This window comes from Kitasatospora sp. NPDC023176, assembly GCF_055560495.1.
Map to the genome: position 1 here is coordinate 267,473 of NZ_JBVHIP010000007.1, position 14,738 is coordinate 282,210.

Below are 14,738 nucleotides of genomic sequence, written 5' to 3' on the forward strand. Positions count from 1 at the left end.
GCTCCCGCGATGAGCGCGCACGTCGCCGACGCGCACCCCGGGCAGCCGGGCCCCGAACGGGCCCGGCTGCTCGTCGTCGTCGCGGTGCCCGCCGAGGCCGAGGCGGTGCTGCGCGGCCTGCCCGGCGGCGCCGCCGACCTGCCGCTGCCCGGCGGGGTGCTGCACCGGTCGGCGGGCCTGCCGGTGGACGTGCTGGCCGCCGGGGTCGGCCCGGCCGCCGCCGCGGCCGCCACCGCCACCGCCCTGGCGGCCCACCCGTACGGCCTGGTGGCCTCGGCCGGGATCGCCGGCGGCTTCGCCCCGCGGGCGGCGGTCGGCGCCACCGTGCTGGCCGGGGCGATCGTGGCCGCCGACCTCGGCGCCGAGACCCCGGAGGGCTTCGCCGACGTCACCGAGCTGGGCTTCGGCACCGCCCGGCACACCCCTCCCCCGGCCGTCGTCGCGCTGGCCGCACGGGCCCTGGCGGCCCGTGCCGTCCAGGCCGTGACCGGCCCGGTGCTGACCGTCTCCACCGTCACCGGCAGCGCCGAGCGGGCCGCCGTCCTGGCCGCCCGTCACCCGGGCGCCGCGGCCGAGGCGATGGAGGGCTTCGGCGTCGCCGAGGCCGCCGCCCGCTTCGGCGTGCCGGCCTTCGAGCTGCGGACCGTGTCCAACCCGGTGGGCCCGCGCGACCGGGCCGCCTGGCGGATCGGCGAGGCGCTGGCCGCCCTGGAGCGGGCCTTCGCCGCACTGCCCGTCCGAGAACTGATCGAGGAGGCCGGCCGTGGCTGAACGGCTGAGCATCGCGTACTCGCCCTGCCCGAACGACACCTTCGTGTTCCACGCCTGGGCGCACGGTGACGTCCCCGGGGCGGACGCCCCCGAGGTGACCTTCGCCGACATCGACGTGACCAACGGCCTGGCCGAGCGCGGCGAGCTGGACGTGCTGAAGATCAGCTACGGCGCGCTGCCCTGGGTCCTGGAGGAGTACGCCCTGCTGCCCTGCGGCGGCGCGCTCGGGCGCGGCTGCGGCCCGCTGGTGCTCACCCTGCCGGGCGTGGACTCCCCCGCGGACCTCGCCGGGAAGACCGTCGCGGTGCCGTCCGAGCGCTCCACCGCCTACCTGCTGTTCCGGCTCTGGGCGGCGCGGGCGGTGCCGGGCGGCTTCGGCGAGATCGTCGTCCTGCCGTTCCACGAGATCATGCCCGCCGTCCGGGACGGCCGGGTGGACGCCGGTCTGGTCATCCACGAGGCCCGCTTCACCTACCAGCGGTACGGCCTGCACAGCCTGGCCGACATGGGCGAGGCCTGGGAGCGGGAGACCGGCCTGCCGATCCCGCTGGGCGCGATCGTCGCCAGGCGCTCGCTGGGCGCCGAGCGGCTGCGCGAGCTCGCCGAGGCGATCCGTGCCTCCGTCCGGCAGGCCTGGGCGGATCCGGCGGCCAGCCGGGAGTACGTGCTGGCGCACGCCCAGGAGATGGACCCGGCCGTCGCCGACCAGCACATCGGGCTGTACGTCAACGAGTTCACCGCCGACCTCGGCGAGGAGGGCTACGAAGCCGTCCGCGCGCTGCTCACCCGGGCCGCCGCGGAGGGGCTGGTGCCCCCGCTCGACCCGGGTGCGCTCGCGTTCTAGGAGCCGTCCGGGGGATCAGACGTCGAACTGGTCGGCCACCGCGCGCAGCAGGCCGGCCAGCTTCTGGCCGGTCGGCTTGGCCGGGTAGCGCCCGCGCTGGAGGCCGGGCAGCACCGCGTCCAGGGTGGTGATCAGGTCCTGGACGATCGGCGCCATGTCGTCGGCGCTCCGGCGCTGGGCGGCGGCCACCGACGGCAGCGCCTCCAGCAGTTGCACGGACATCGCCTGATCCCCGCGATGGCCGGCGACCACGCCGAACTCGACCCGCTGGCCCGGCTTCAGCACGGTGACACCGGCGGGCAGCGCCTTGGTGTGGACGAAGACGTCGCCACCGTCGTCGCGCGACAGGAAGCCGAAGCCCTTCGTCTCGTTGAACCACTTGACCTGGCCGGTGGGCATCTCGAACAGTCCTCGAATGGGTGTGAGGGATCCCGGCTCTGGCCGGAGATCACTGGGTGGGGTGGGACATCAGACGGCCGACCTCGGCTCGGCGCCCGTGGGCGCTCACGGTCAGCGCGTTGCCAGGAGCAGACTAACGGTCCGTCACTGCCTCATCAGCGTTCCGCGATGGATCCGCGCTCCGAGGCCCGGGCGGGCCGGCGGGAGCGCGGGGATCTCACGGTCACGGACGACCCGGTACTGGCACGGCCGGGGCGCGGTTCTGCGCGGTCCATCGGCTCACACCCCCGGGTCTGAGGACACGGGACGCACTGGTAGCGCCCCTCGGCACCCCGTGCATACCCCCGCCCAGCAGGGATCAAAACGCATCGCTGCCGGGAAACTGCGCAACGTGACCGAGTCGCTCCGGTGGGCCGCCGTGGCGGGCGTTCTGCCAGACTGGGGGCCGCGGACCGGGCCCCGACCTGGGCGGCCCGGCGCGACCCCAGGGAGTGAGCGGACGTGAGCAGCCAGAGCGCCGACCCCGGCGACGTGTACGTCAAGGCCGGGACGGTGGTCTTCGGCATCGGCGCGCTCGCCACCCTGGTCACCTTCGTGCCGCTGTTCCTGCACCTGACGCCGCTGCCGACGGCCATGTACTGGCTGAGCATGCTGATGCCGGCCGGGTTCCTGGCCGCGCTGACCGGGCTGTTCCTGAACGCCCGGGCCCAGCGCGACCGGGCGGAGCCCCAGCGGTCCTAGCGCGAGCCGAGGTGCCGGTCGAGCCACTCCGGGAAGCCGGTGAGGTCGGGCAGCACCACGTCCGCCCCGGCGGCGCTCAGCTCGTCCGCGCCGTACGGGCCGGTGGCCACGGCGACCGCGACGGCCTCCGCGTGCCGGGCGCCCACGATGTCGCCGAGGTGGTCGCCGACGTAGATGCTCGCGCCGTGCGCGCGCAGCGCCTCGCCCTTGGTCTCCGCCCAGAGGTCGCCGACGAGGACGTCCACGGTCAGCCCGGCGTGCTCCAGGTGGAGGCGGGCGTTGGGCTCGTACTTGCCGGTGATCACGGCGACCCGGCCGCCGTGGGCGCGGACCGCCTCGACGGCGGCGCGGGCGCCGGGCAGTGCCACGGTCGGGGCGAAGGCGTGGTCGCGGTAGAGCTCGCGGTAGCGGTCGGCGGCCCGCTCCGTCTCGTCCGCCGGGAACCAGTTGCGGATCTCGTCCAGCAGCGGCGGGCCGAGCCGGGTGACCACCAGGTCGGCGTCGACGTAGGTGCCGGTCTCGGCGGAGAGTGCCTGGTAGGTGGCCCGGATGCCGGGCCTGGTGTCCAGCAGCGTCATGTCGAGGTCGAAGCCGACGGTGAGCGGGGCGGGTGAGGTGGCGGGCATGCCGCCAGGCTACCCAACGGGCCCCGGGGCGGACGAGGCGATTTGCCCCGCCTCCGAGACGGAACTTAGGTTTACCTGAGTTTTCCGCGGAGAGGGCTCATGACCGACACCACCGCACCACCGGGCAAGCGGCGGACACCCCGTCACCGAACACTGTGGCTCGCCGTCGCGCTGGCCGTGCTGGCCGTCGCGGTGCTGCTGAGCCTCGCGGTCGGCAGCCGTACCGTGCCGCTGTCCGCGACGGTCGACGCGCTGCTGCACGGCGGCGGCTCCGCCGACGCGGTGGTGATCCGCGAGCTGCGGCTGCCGCGGACGGTCGTCGGGCTGGCCGTCGGCGCGGCGCTCGGGCTGGCCGGGGCCGTCATGCAGGGCCTGACCCGCAATCCGATCGCGGACCCGGGCATCCTCGGCGTCTCGCAGGGCGCGGCGGCGGGCGTGGTGGTCGCCCTCTCCGGCTTCGGGGTCTCCACCCTCACCGGGTACGTCTGGTTCGGCTTCGCGGGCGCCGTGATCGCCACCGTGCTGGTGTACGGCCTGGCCGGGCGCGGCCGGGGCGGGGCCACGCCGATCAAGCTGGCGCTGGCCGGCTCGGCGATGTCCGCGTTCATCGCCTCGCTGAACACCCTGGTGCTGACCACCGACGCGGCCACCATGGACCAGTTCCGGTTCTGGCACGTCGGCTCGCTGTCCGGCCGGACGGCGGACGTGGCCTGGCAGCTGCTGCCGTTCCTGGCCGTCGGCACCGTGCTGGTGGTGGCGGTGGCGCGCGGGCTGGACGCGCTGGCGCTGGGCGAGGACACCGCGAAGGGGCTGGGCGCGAAGACCGGCCTGGTCCGGGCGGTCGGCGCGCTCGGCGCCACCGTGCTGACCGGCTCGGCGGTCGCGGCGGCCGGTCCGATCGCCTTCATCGGCCTCGCCGTGCCGCACGCCGCCCGCGCGGTGGCCGGCGCCGACCACCGCTGGGTGCTCGCCTTCTCGGCCGTCCTCGGCCCGGCCCTGCTGCTGCTCGCCGACACCCTGGGGCGGGTGCTGTTCCCGCCGTCGGAGGTCCCGGCGGGTGTGATGACGGCGCTGGTGGGGGTGCCGGTGCTGGTGGTGCTGGTGCGCCGGCGGAAGGTGGTCGCGGCGTGAGCGAGCGCGGCGAGCGAACCGTCGAGGGGTGCGTGTGGGCGAATGCCCCCGCCGAGCGTAGCGAGGTGGGCGCGTGAGCGAGCGCAGCGAGCGAACCGTCGAGGGGTGCGCGTGGGCGAGTGGCCCCGCCGAGCGCGGCGAGGTGGGCGCGTGAGCGAGCGCAGCGAGCGAACCGTCGAGAGGTGCGCGTGGGCGAATGCCCCCGCCGAGCGTAGCGAGGTGGGCGCATGAGTTCGGTGTCCCTGCGGGGGTACTCCGTGGTGCGGGCCGGGCGGGCCTCGTTCCTGCTGCACCGGCGCTCGGCGCTCGCCGCCCTGGGGCTGGTGGCGGTGCTGGCGGCGACGGTAGTGGCCTCGCTGTGCCTGGGCGAGTCGACCGTCTCGCCGGGTGAGGTCGTCAAGGTGGTGCTGGGGCAGCCGAGTCCGGACGAGCTGGTGGTCGGGGAGTTCCGGCTGCCGCGCGTGGTGGTCGGGCTGATGGTCGGGGCGGCGCTCGGGCTGGCCGGGGCGCTGGTCCAGACGGTGGCCCGCAATCCGCTGGCCAGCCCCGACGTGGTGGGTGTGACCTGGGGCGCGACCGTGACCGTGGTCGGGCTGATGGCGTACGGGGTGGTCGGCTCGACCGGGCAGGCGCCGTACGCGGCGGTCGGCGGCGGGCTGGCGGCCGGGCTGCTGGTGTACGCGCTGGCCTGGCGGCGGGGGCTGCACGCCCAGCGCTTCGTGCTGATCGGGATCGGGGTCAGCGTGGCGCTGTCCTCGCTGACCTCGGTGTTCCTCACCAAGGGGGACGGCTTCCAGGCGCAGGCCGCGAAGGTGTGGATGACCGGCAGTCTGAACGGCGCCGGCTTCGACCAGGCCGACCGGCTGGCGTGGGTGCTGCTGGCGGCCCTGCCGGTGGCGCTGTGGGCGGCGCGCGCTCAGCGGTCGATCTCCTTCGACGACGCGACGGCCGTCGGCCTCGGGCTGCGGCTGGACCGGATCCGGCTGGGCATGGCGCTGCTGGGCATCGTGCTGGCCTCCTGTGCGGCGGGCGCCGCCGGGCCGGTGGACTTCGTGGCGCTGATGGCCCCGCAGATCGCGCTGCGGCTGGCCCGCTCGGCGCAGGTGCCGCTGCTGTGCTCGGCGCTGACCGGCGCGCTGGTGGTCGTCCTGGCCGACCTGATCGCCCGGCGTCTGCTCGCCCCGACCGAGCTGCCGGTGGGCGTGGTGACCGGCATGGTCGGCGCGCCGTACCTGATGTGGCTGTTGATCCGATCCCGCCGTGGAGGCTCCCGATGACCGCTCACCGCTTGGAGGCCCGGGGCCTCACCCTGGCCTACGAGGCGCGCACGGTCGTCGAGGGCCTGGACGTGGGCATCCCGGACGGGCGGGTGACGGTGATCGTCGGCCCGAACGCCTGCGGCAAGTCGACGCTGCTGCGGGCCCTGGGCCGGCTGCTGAAGCCGGTGCGCGGCGCGGTGCTGCTGGACGGCGAGGAGCTGGCGCGGATCCCGACCAAGCGGATCGCCCAGCGGCTCGGCCTGCTGCCGCAGTCGCCGACCGCGCCGGAGGGCATCTCGGTGGCGGACCTGGTCGCGCGCGGCCGTCAGCCGCACCAGAGCTGGTGGCAGCAGTGGTCGGCGGAGGACGAGGCGGCCGTGGCCGAGGCGCTGGAGCGCACCTCCACGGCGGAGCTGGCCGAGCGCAGTGTGGACGAGCTGTCGGGCGGTCAGCGCCAGCGGGCCTGGATCGCGATGGCGCTCGCCCAGGGCACGGACATCCTGCTGTTGGACGAGCCGACCACCTACCTGGACATCGCGCACCAGGTGGAGGTGCTGGACCTGGTCCGGCGGCTGAACGTCGAGCGCGGCCGGACGGTCGTCGCGGTGCTGCACGACCTCAACCAGGCCGCCCGGTACGCGGACCACCTGGTGGCGATGCGGGACGGCCGGGTGGTCGCCGAGGGCCCGCCCGGCGAGGTGGTGACGGCGGAGCTGGTGCGGGAGGTTTTCGGGCTGGACTCGGTGGTGGTGCCGGACCCGGTGACGGGCACTCCGCTGGTCGTGCCGGGGGCTCCGTGGGCGGCGACGGCGGAAACCGCGGCGGCCGTGGACGCGTAACGGCCTTTCCAACGCTATTTCGGACATAATCGACGGGCCCCCGCAGCCCCACCGCCCGAGGACCCGCCGATGCCCCGGATCGCCCGCCGTACGTTCCTCGCCGGCCTCGGCGGGGCCGCGCTCACGGCGTGCACCGGCTCGGGGTCGAACACCGCTCGGCCGCCGACCACGGACGGCTTCGAGGCGAGCGGCTCGCCCTCCCCCACCCCGCTGCCGCCGGTGACGGTGAACGCCGCGACCGGGCCGGTGCAGGTGCCGGGCGCGCCGCTGCGGGTGGTCGTGCTGGACACCGACGTGCTGGACTCCGCGCTGACGCTGGGCGTCACCCCGGTCGGCGCCGCGCTCCCGGCCTCCGACACCCGCTTCCCCGGGTACTGGCCGGCCTCCCGCACAGCGGGCATCCGGCTGGTCGGCCCGGCCGGCGCGCCCGACCTCGGCTCCGTCCGCGCGCTGCGGCCGGACCTGATCCTCTCCAACCAGGCCCGCGACGGCGACCGGTACGAGCAGCTGCGGGAGATCGCCCCGACCGTGCTCACCCAGACCACCGGGGCGCCGTGGAAGGCGGACTTCCAGCTGCACGCCCAGGCGTTGAGCCGGGTGGCGCCCGCGGCGGCCTTCGTCACCGCGTACCAGAAGCACGCCGGGCAGGTGGCGGGGGCGCTGTCGGCGGCGAAGCTGTCGGGCAGCAGGGTGAGCCTGGTGCGCTTCGTGGCGGGCGGCGGGATCCGGCTGTTCGGGCGGCAGAGCTTCCCCGGGATCGTGGTCGCCGACGCCGGGGTGGGGCGGCCGGACGCGCAGAACGTCGACCAGTCGGACTTCGAGATCCCCCCGGACCAGCTCGGCAAGGCGGACGGCGACCTGCTGCTGTACGCGACGTACGGCGATCCGGTCACGGCGGGCGTCGGTGCGACGCTGGCGAGCCCGGGGTGGCAGGCGCTCGGTGCGGTCAAGGCGCACCGGGCGTTCCCGGTGGACGACCAGCTGTGGTTCCAGGGGATCGGGTACACCGGCGCCAACTTCATGCTGGACCAGCTACAGCGCTTCCTCGGCGCGTAGCCGTCCGGAGGGGCGTGGTCGAACGGCATCGGTCGCGGCTACGACTACGGCTACGGCTACGGCTGCGGCCTGGTTCAGGTCGAACTCGCGTAGCGGGCCGGGGGGATGCCGACCGTGGCGGTGAAGTCCCGGGTGAGGTGGGCTTGGTCGGCGTAGCCGAGTTCGACGGCGAGCGCGGCGAGGTCCAATCCCCCGCCCGCCGCGGCGCGTTCGGCGGCCTCGTGGAGCCGGGCGCGGCGCAGCACCCACTTCGGGGAGGCGCCGACGTACTCGGCGAACAGCCGCTGGAGGCGGCGGACGGTCAGGCCCAGCTCGCGGGCCAGGTCGTCCACCCGGCACAGGTCCGGGGAGCCGGTGATCCGCTCGACCATCGCGGCGACCTCCTCGGCGACCGGGTCGGGCGCGGGCAGCCGCGACAGGAGGAAGGCGTCGGCGGGCCCGGCGCCCGGCTCGGCCAGGAGCAGGGCGTTGCACCGGTCCGCCTCGGGGCCGAAGTAGTCGGCGGCGGGCACGGAGCGGTCGGCCAGGGCGCTCACCGGGTGCCCGGTGAGGGGGCGGAAGGCGCCGGGGCGGAACTTCACGCCCAGCACGTGCCCGGCCCCTTCCAGGCGGCGGACGAAGAGCGAGCGGTCCACCCCGTAGACCCGGGCCCGCGGGGCCTCGAACACCAGGTGGACGTTCGGGTGGGCGAGCACCTTCTGCTCGTACGGCGGGCGGCCGGTGAGGTCCCAGCGGACCAGCCAGTAGAACTCCACGAAGCGCGCCACGGCGGGCGCGGGCGCGAGCCGCTCCACGCTGATCCGCTCGGCCGCCCGGGCTGGGTGGAGCACGCCGCGGCAGAGGTCGGTGCCGGGGGCGGAGTCGCTGCCGGGGGCGGGGCCGGGGTCGTCCATGGCGGCCAGGGTAGTCGTCGCGTTTCTTCAAGACCGGGCGGTGCGGCCCGGCGCAGGATGGCGGCATGAACGCTCACCCCCTGCACCCCCTGCTGGCCCGTGCCGCCGCTGCCGCCGCCGAGGTCGCCGCCGCCGTCCCCGCGGAGGTGGACTTGGCCGCGCCGACGCCCTGCGGGGAGTTCGACACCCGGGCGCTGATCAACCACTGGGTGCTCTACACCTCGCACGGCCTGGAGCACCGGGCCCGTCGCCTCGAACTGCCCGCCGCGCTGGTCGCGCGGGACTTCACGGCCGAGGCCGACTGGCGCCCGGCGTACGCGGCGCAGTTGGAGCGGGCGGTCGCGGCCTGGGGCGCGCCGGCCGCCTGGGAGGGGGACGTCGACCTGGGCGGTTCGCCGTTCCCGGCGGTGGGGATCGCCCGGATGCTGATCCTGGAACTGCTGCTGCACGGCTGGGACGTGGCGCGGGCGGTCGGCCGGGAGATCGCGGTGGACGGGGAACTCGCGCTGCTGGTGGGCGAGATCGTGGCGGAGAACGCCGAACTGTTCCGCCAGTACGGGGGGTTCGCGGAGCCGGTCGCGGAGCCGGAGGACGCCTCGGCGTGGGAGTGCGCGTTGGCCGCCTCGGGGCGGGACCTGCGCTGGAAGGCCTGAGCCTGCCCGCCGTCGTCGTCGGCGGGCAGGCTCAGGAGCTGGTGCGTCGGGGCGGGTCGGATCGCGTCGCGTCGCGTCAGCGAGGGTGTCCGCGAGCTTGAGGTAGCCGCGCTGGACGATCCACTTCTGGTTGGGGAGTGAGTCGTATGACGATCAGGCGGGCCGCATGGCCGCCGTGAGCTTGGCCCGGAGCAGGCGGACCGCCGGGGAGTGCTGATCGCGGCGGGCCACCAGCCCGAGGCGGGCAGTCGTACGGGCGTCGGTCAGCGGGACGGCCCGCAGGCCGGCGCCCTCCAGGGAGGAGGCGCTGAGCACCGCGACCCCGGCGCCGCGCTCGGCCAGCCGGAGCAGGGCCGCCGGGGAGCTGGCCTCGATGTCCACGCGGGGGTCCAGGCCCAGCTGGGCGCAGGAGCGGTCGTAGGCGGCGCGGAGCCCGGTGCCCGGGGAGAGGCAGAGGATCTTCTCGCCGCGCAGGTCGGCGATGGTCAGCCCGGTCCGGTCCAGGGAGTGCCCGACGGGGACGACGGCGGCGATCGGATCGTCCAGGACCACCCCGACCTCCAGCCCCTGCGGGACCTCCCCCGCGTAGCCGATCAGGGCGAGATCGAGGGCGCCGGCCAGGACCTGGGACTGGAGCAGGTCGGAGTGCCCCTCGTGCAGGCTCAGTTCGATGCCGGGGTGAGTACGGCCGAGGTCGGCGATGGTGTCCAGGAACGGCGGGATCGAACAGCCCATGATCATCCCGAGCCGGACCCGGCCCCGGACGGCGTCGGCGAACTCGGCGGCGGTGTGCTGAATGGCGTCCAGCGTGGCCAGGGCGTTCTTGGCGAGCGGGAGGATCGCCTCCCCGACCGGGGTGAGGCACACCCTGCGACCGGAGCGGTCGAGCAGCTGCTGGCCCAACTCGCGCTCCAGCTTCGCCACTTGAGAGCTGACGCCGGACTGGCTGACATGCAGGCGGGCAGCGGCCGCCGTGAAGGAACCCTCGTCGACGACGGCGGCGAAGTAGCGCAGCTGGTGCATCTCCATAACTGATGATGATAGCTGGCATCGGATCTATCTGTTGGACGGATGGATGGAGGGGCGAAAGGATGGAGGCATGACGACGACGAAGAGTGCACGCGAGCTGGCCGAGACCTACTTCACCGCCTGGGAGGCGGGCGACTTCGACACCATCCGGGGCCTGCTGGCCGAGGACGTCGACTTCGTCGGAGCACTGGGCACGGCATCCGGGATCGAGGCGGCCCTCGGCGGGCTGCGGGGCCTCGGGCAGGTGCTGGAGAAGATCGACGTGAAGGTGCGGGTGGCGGAGGGGGATGAGGTCATCACCTGGTTCGAGCTGAACACCAGCATTGCGCCGCCGGCGCCGACGGCGAACTGGATGCACGTGGAGAACGGGAAGATCGCCCGGATCCGGGTGACCTTCGACCCGCGCGGACTGCTGGCGGGCTTCGAGAAGAAGGCTGAGGAGCACTGAGGGGGCGGGCAGAACAGCGGGGGCTGTTCGCGCTCAGGCGTCCTCGTCGGGCTGGGGCGGGGTCGCCCGGAGGGCGGTGACCACACCCAGGGCGACCGTGGCGATCGCGAGGGCGAGGAGCGTCGCGAAGGCGGCGGCGATCAGGAACCGCACGGGCGCTCGCGGTCTCGGTCGCGGTCGGCGTCGAGGAGCAGGGTGAGGAGGTTCAACAAGGTCGAGGCCGGGGCCGTGTTGAAGCAGACGAGCATGCGGCCGTCGAGGGTCCGGTCCGTGGTCGCGGAGGGGAAGATCAGGCCGAACTTGCGGCCGCGCTCGTGGAGTTCGGCGAGGAGGGTGAGGATGTGGTCCTCGGTGTAGGCCCGGATCCGGGGATCGGTGGGCTGCATGGGGTAGCGGTTCACGCGGCACCGTCCAGCTCGCACTCGAACCAGATGGTCTTGCCGCGCTTCTGGGGGTCGACACCCCAGCGACTGGTGAGGGCCGCGACCAACTGAAGGCCCCGGCCGGACTCGGCGAGGAGGTCGAGCGGCGGGAGTTCGGGGAGGACCGGGCTCTCGTCGGAGACACCGACCCGGAGGGTGCGGGTGGTCACGGAGAGGATCTGGACGACCGGTGCGGGGGTGTTCGCGTGGTTCCAGGCGTTCACGATCAGCTCACCGAGGGCGAGTTCGGCGTCGAAGGTGCCCGAGGGCGGCCAGCCCAGGCGGAGCATGGCGTCCTGGAGGGACTGCCGGGCGAGGGTGAGGGAGGGCGTGTTGCACTGACGCATGGGAGATCTCCCGGCGTGAGGTGGGGTGGAGAACCGGCGGAAACGTCGCCGTGAGCCAGGCCGTGCAGATGGGCACGGTTGCTCTGCGGCGCTTGCCAGCAAGCGTTACTGACGATCCGTCGGATCGAGGTGAGAACGACCATACAGCAGTCACCTCACATGTGATCCCAAATTCGGATAGGTTCACCCTCAAGTGGACCCTGCACCCGGCAGCGCGGCAGACTTGGGCCACTTCGGCAAGGAAGGAACCAATGCCGCCGCGACTCAACCCGACGCTCCGCCAGCGCCGTATCGGGACCGAGCTTCGGAAGATGCGCGAGGCCGCCGGGCTGTCGACCGGCGCCCTCAGCAGAGACCTCGGCATCGACAGGACTCAGGTCAGCCAGATAGAAGCGGCCAAGGTCGGTGTAAGCCCGGAACGTCTCCGCTCGTTCGCCGCTGCCTGCAAGTGCATGAACGAGCCCTTGATCGATGCTCTTGAGTCCATGGTCCAGGACCGCTCCAAGGGCTGGTGGGAGGATCACCGCGGCACCGTGCCGGACGGCTTCCTTGAGAACGCCGAGCTGGAGAAGACCTCCCGAGAACTCATGCTGTGGGTTCTGACGCACATGCCCGGCCCCTGCCAGACCATCAACTACGCTTCGGCCGTGTTCGGGAGGATCTTCCCCCCACTCCCTCGGCACGAGATGGAGACACGAACCGCATTCAGAATGCAACGCAAGGCCGACTTGCGTCGCAATCCGAAGCCGCTGACAGCCTTCATCTACGAATCAGTACTGTGGACCCGGTTCGGCGGAACCCAGATCCTCAAGGAGCAACTCGACTCCCTACTTGAAGACTCCGAGTTGCCATGGATGTCCATTCGAGTCGTGCCCTTCGACATCGAGACCTTCCCTGGCGCCGTCGAGAATCTGACCTACGCGTTCGGCGCCGTGCCACAGCTCGATACGGTCGAGCGAGAGTCTTCGCGCGACTCCGAACACCTTGATGCGACCAGCGAGCTTGCCAGCTATCGAGCCATCTTCGAACAGACTGAAGCACTCGCACTGAATGAAAGTGGCTCCCGCGACTTGATTCGCAAGATCGCACGAAACCTGTGAAAGGCTCATTGTGACCGGCACCAAGTGGCAGAAGTCCACATTCAGCGGATCGACTGAAAACTGCGTGGAGGTCCGCGCGGCCGACGGTGCTCTGGAACTCCGCGAGTCCGACGAAGGCCACCTCATCCTCCGCACCACCCCCGCCGCCCTCTCCGCCCTCCTCCACGGCATCAAGGCCGGCGAGTTCGACCACCACTCGGCCTGACACCACGGCGGCCGGGCCACATTGCCGTGGCCCGGCCGCCGCCGTCATGCCGGTACCGACCGGCTACCTGTACCTACTTCAGCGGCGTGCCGCCCGCGTTGCGGTACGCGATGGTCTTGTTGATCAGGTTGTTGCCGTCGGTCTCGACCGCGGTCTGCTCCTGCTGTCCCGCACCGAACAGCAGCGCTGCGACGTGCGCGTTCGCCACCTGGTCCAGGTGCGACATGAGCCAGTCGACCTTGTCGTCCTTGTAGTGGTTGAGGGTGTTGTTCTGCGCCATGTTCCCCACCGGGATCTGCCACAGGACCACCGGCTTGCCCACCGACTCGGCCATCGTCTTGTAGAACGTCAGCGCGGCAGTGGCCTTCTGGTCGTTCCAGAAGGTGTCACGGCCACCGTTCTCCGGCTTCGCGTACCAGCCCGCGTCGCGGTCCACCACGTCGGAGACCAGGAAGTCGGCGTTCTTCGCGCCCAGTGCCGCGTAGTCCTTGACGCATCCCTGCGTGTTGGTCGTCCAGTCCCAGCAGGTCAGGTGGAACCCGGCGCCCACGTTCGGCGCGTACTTGTGGGCCATCGCGATCATGCACTGGGCCAGGCCGGCGGCGCTGTTCTCCTGCGATCCGCAGTCCGCCGGGTTCGAGGCCGTGACCTGCGCGCCGACCTTGTGCGGGTCACCGAGCGAACGGACGTAGCCCCAGAAGTCGGGCTCGATGTCGATCATGTCCTGCGACGTGCCGATCTTCTGGAGGAAGAAGCGGTAGTCGTTCAGGTAGCGGGTGAGCAGGTCGGCCCGGTTGATGGCGACGACCTCGCCCGGGCCGTCGCCCTGGCCCGCCATGTCCCCCAGGTCGCGCAGCGAGTACCAGGTCCAGAAGTACTTCTGCGGGCGCGGCTTGCCCTGGTAGGTGGCCTGGGCCACGTGTTGGTCGCCCCAGGTCACGTAGAAGCCGGGCGCGGTGGTCTCGCCGGTCCAGCAGCCCCACCAGCTCGACCATTCGGCCTTGCAGCGCGAGGCCGTGTAGTAGTCGGAGGAGGGGGCGGGCTGGCTGTGCACGTAGTTGTACCGAACGTCGAAGGGCGCGGCGGTCGCCGCAGCGTCGTTCATCGAGCCGCCGATGAGCACCGTGCTGCTGCCCATGAAGCGGGTCGCCACGTTGCCGCCACCGCCACCGCCGCCGCCGGCCGGTGCCGGTACCGACGAAGGTGCCGACGACGGTGCCGACGACGGAGCCGATGACGGGTGGGTGCCGCCCGGGGCCTGGCCGGTGGGAACGGGGTGGCCCGCAGTGGTGGGCTTGGCGGGGCTGGTGGGCACGGCGGGAACGGTGGGCACGGTCCCGGCGCCGGGGTCGCCCGCGTCCCCGGTGCCGCCGGCGCTGCCGACCGGGACGAGCTGCCACTGCTGGTTGGCGCCGCCCCAGTCCCAGTACTGGGCGATGCGGCCGCCATCGGCCTTGGATCCGTCCTGGACCTCGACGGCCATGCCGCTGTGGCGGTTGATCAGCCGCACGTAGCCGTCCGAGGACTTCTCCAGGTGGAACTGCTGGTTGGCGCCGTTCAGGTCGTGCCACTGGACCATGGTGGAGCCGGCGGTCTTCGACCAGCCGTAGTCGTCCAGGACCTTGCCGGAGTTGCGGTTCTGCAGCCGGTAGTTGCCGTCACCCGCGTCGATGAACCGCCACTGCTGGTTGGTTCCGTCGTGACGGGCCCACTGAACCGCCGGCGCGCCGTCATTGGTGGCGTAGTTGAGGCCGTCCAGCGCCTCGCCGCTGTTGCGGTTGACCAGCATGTACCAGGGCTTCGTGTCCACGTCCACGGTTCCGGCCGAGGCCGTGTTGACCACGACCACCGAGCCGCCCACGACCGCGAGACCGACGGCCGCCCAGAAACCCCGGCGCTGGTACAGCCGACGGCGGCGGTGCGACTGCCGTCCCTCGGCAAGGGCCGAACCGGACGACGGGCGACGCCGACGGCC

18 protein-coding genes are annotated in these 14,738 nt (G+C 72.9%); 11 read left to right on the forward strand and 7 right to left on the reverse strand.

What is annotated here, in order from left to right; all coding sequences use genetic code 11:
* Positions 1–9: 9 nt before the first annotated feature.
* Complete coding sequence (locus tag ACZ3YL_RS13855) at positions 10–771, forward strand: futalosine hydrolase (RefSeq protein WP_465657282.1); 762 nt, start codon at positions 10–12, stop codon at positions 769–771.
* On the forward strand, positions 764–1,615 hold the full coding sequence (locus tag ACZ3YL_RS13860; protein ID WP_188308194.1) for a 1,4-dihydroxy-6-naphthoate synthase: 852 nt from the start codon (positions 764–766) through the stop codon (positions 1,613–1,615). The genes ACZ3YL_RS13855 and ACZ3YL_RS13860 overlap by 8 nt, the downstream gene beginning before the upstream one ends.
* Before the next feature lie 15 nt (positions 1,616–1,630).
* On the opposite strand, the gene ACZ3YL_RS13865 is transcribed toward ACZ3YL_RS13860, so the two are convergent.
* A complete protein-coding gene (locus ACZ3YL_RS13865) occupies positions 1,631–2,014 on the reverse strand; it encodes a cold-shock protein (RefSeq protein ID WP_188308195.1) in 384 nt (127 codons plus the stop codon).
* Between the two features lie 501 nt (positions 2,015–2,515).
* Between ACZ3YL_RS13865 and ACZ3YL_RS13870 the strand changes: the two genes are divergently transcribed.
* On the forward strand, positions 2,516–2,755 hold the full coding sequence (locus ACZ3YL_RS13870; protein ID WP_188308196.1) for a hypothetical protein: 240 nt from the start codon (positions 2,516–2,518) through the stop codon (positions 2,753–2,755).
* Here ACZ3YL_RS13870 and ACZ3YL_RS13875 read toward each other — a convergent pair.
* Positions 2,752–3,381 carry an HAD family hydrolase gene (locus ACZ3YL_RS13875; RefSeq protein ID WP_465657285.1) on the reverse strand — a complete coding sequence of 210 codons (630 nt, stop codon included), beginning with the start codon at positions 3,379–3,381 and terminating at the stop codon, positions 2,752–2,754. The two genes, ACZ3YL_RS13870 and ACZ3YL_RS13875, sit on opposite strands and share 4 nt — an antisense overlap.
* A 99-nt stretch (positions 3,382–3,480) precedes the next feature.
* On the opposite strand from ACZ3YL_RS13875, the gene ACZ3YL_RS13880 reads away from it, so the two are divergent.
* The 4 genes from ACZ3YL_RS13880 (at position 3,481) to ACZ3YL_RS13895 (ending at position 7,666) form a co-directional block, all read left to right on the forward strand.
* Positions 3,481–4,512, forward strand: a complete 1,032-nt coding sequence (locus ACZ3YL_RS13880; RefSeq protein WP_188308198.1) for a FecCD family ABC transporter permease — start codon at positions 3,481–3,483, stop codon at positions 4,510–4,512.
* A 227-nt stretch (positions 4,513–4,739) separates the two neighbouring features.
* Positions 4,740–5,789, forward strand: a complete 1,050-nt coding sequence (locus ACZ3YL_RS13885) for a FecCD family ABC transporter permease (RefSeq protein ID WP_188308199.1) — start codon at positions 4,740–4,742, stop codon at positions 5,787–5,789.
* Positions 5,786–6,610 carry an ABC transporter ATP-binding protein gene (locus ACZ3YL_RS13890; protein WP_188308200.1) on the forward strand — a complete coding sequence of 275 codons (825 nt, stop codon included), beginning with the start codon at positions 5,786–5,788 and terminating at the stop codon, positions 6,608–6,610. Before ACZ3YL_RS13885 ends, ACZ3YL_RS13890 begins: the two co-directional genes overlap by 4 nt.
* A gap of 69 nt (positions 6,611–6,679) precedes the next feature.
* Complete coding sequence (locus ACZ3YL_RS13895; protein WP_188308201.1) at positions 6,680–7,666, forward strand: ABC transporter substrate-binding protein; 987 nt, start codon at positions 6,680–6,682, stop codon at positions 7,664–7,666.
* A gap of 74 nt (positions 7,667–7,740) precedes the next feature.
* Here the strand turns inward: ACZ3YL_RS13895 and ACZ3YL_RS13900 are convergent, their stop codons facing one another.
* Positions 7,741–8,559 carry an AraC family transcriptional regulator gene (locus tag ACZ3YL_RS13900; protein WP_465657288.1) on the reverse strand — a complete coding sequence of 273 codons (819 nt, stop codon included), beginning with the start codon at positions 8,557–8,559 and terminating at the stop codon, positions 7,741–7,743.
* Between the two features lie 65 nt (positions 8,560–8,624).
* On the opposite strand from ACZ3YL_RS13900, the gene ACZ3YL_RS13905 reads away from it, so the two are divergent.
* On the forward strand, positions 8,625–9,212 hold the full coding sequence (locus tag ACZ3YL_RS13905) for a TIGR03086 family metal-binding protein (RefSeq protein ID WP_465657290.1): 588 nt from the start codon (positions 8,625–8,627) through the stop codon (positions 9,210–9,212).
* 153 nt (positions 9,213–9,365) lie between these two features.
* Here ACZ3YL_RS13905 and ACZ3YL_RS13910 read toward each other — a convergent pair whose 3' ends face one another.
* Positions 9,366–10,241, reverse strand: coding sequence for a LysR family transcriptional regulator (locus ACZ3YL_RS13910; RefSeq protein ID WP_188308204.1), 876 nt, complete (start codon positions 10,239–10,241; stop codon positions 9,366–9,368).
* A 70-nt stretch (positions 10,242–10,311) separates the two neighbouring features.
* On the opposite strand from ACZ3YL_RS13910, the gene ACZ3YL_RS13915 reads away from it, so the two are divergent.
* Entirely contained in the window at positions 10,312–10,689 is a 378-nt protein-coding gene (locus ACZ3YL_RS13915) for a nuclear transport factor 2 family protein (RefSeq protein WP_188308205.1), read from the forward strand.
* Between the two features lie 140 nt (positions 10,690–10,829).
* Here the strand turns inward: ACZ3YL_RS13915 and ACZ3YL_RS13920 are convergent, their stop codons facing one another.
* Together ACZ3YL_RS13920 and ACZ3YL_RS13925 are read right to left on the reverse strand one after the other, a co-directional pair.
* A complete protein-coding gene (locus ACZ3YL_RS13920; protein ID WP_465657294.1) occupies positions 10,830–11,090 on the reverse strand; it encodes a hypothetical protein in 261 nt (86 codons plus the stop codon).
* On the reverse strand, positions 11,087–11,458 hold the full coding sequence (locus ACZ3YL_RS13925; RefSeq protein ID WP_188308207.1) for an ATP-binding protein: 372 nt from the start codon (positions 11,456–11,458) through the stop codon (positions 11,087–11,089). The genes ACZ3YL_RS13920 and ACZ3YL_RS13925 overlap by 4 nt, the downstream gene beginning before the upstream one ends.
* Positions 11,459–11,508: 50 nt before the next feature.
* Between ACZ3YL_RS13925 and ACZ3YL_RS13930 the strand changes: the two genes are divergently transcribed.
* Together ACZ3YL_RS13930 and ACZ3YL_RS13935 are read left to right on the forward strand one after the other, a co-directional pair.
* Positions 11,509–12,558, forward strand: coding sequence for a helix-turn-helix domain-containing protein (locus ACZ3YL_RS13930; RefSeq protein ID WP_465657297.1), 1,050 nt, complete (start codon positions 11,509–11,511; stop codon positions 12,556–12,558).
* A 10-nt stretch (positions 12,559–12,568) separates the two neighbouring features.
* The gene (locus tag ACZ3YL_RS13935) at positions 12,569–12,763 is read left to right on the forward strand and encodes a DUF397 domain-containing protein (protein ID WP_465657301.1); all 195 of its coding nucleotides are present in this window, start codon (positions 12,569–12,571) and stop codon (positions 12,761–12,763) included.
* A 73-nt stretch (positions 12,764–12,836) separates the two neighbouring features.
* Here the strand turns inward: ACZ3YL_RS13935 and ACZ3YL_RS13940 are convergent, their stop codons facing one another.
* Positions 12,837–14,552 (reverse strand): RICIN domain-containing protein, encoded by a 1,716-nt coding sequence (locus ACZ3YL_RS13940; protein ID WP_465657332.1) that lies wholly within the window; start codon positions 14,550–14,552, stop codon positions 12,837–12,839.
* Between the last annotated feature and the right edge of the window lie 186 nt (positions 14,553–14,738).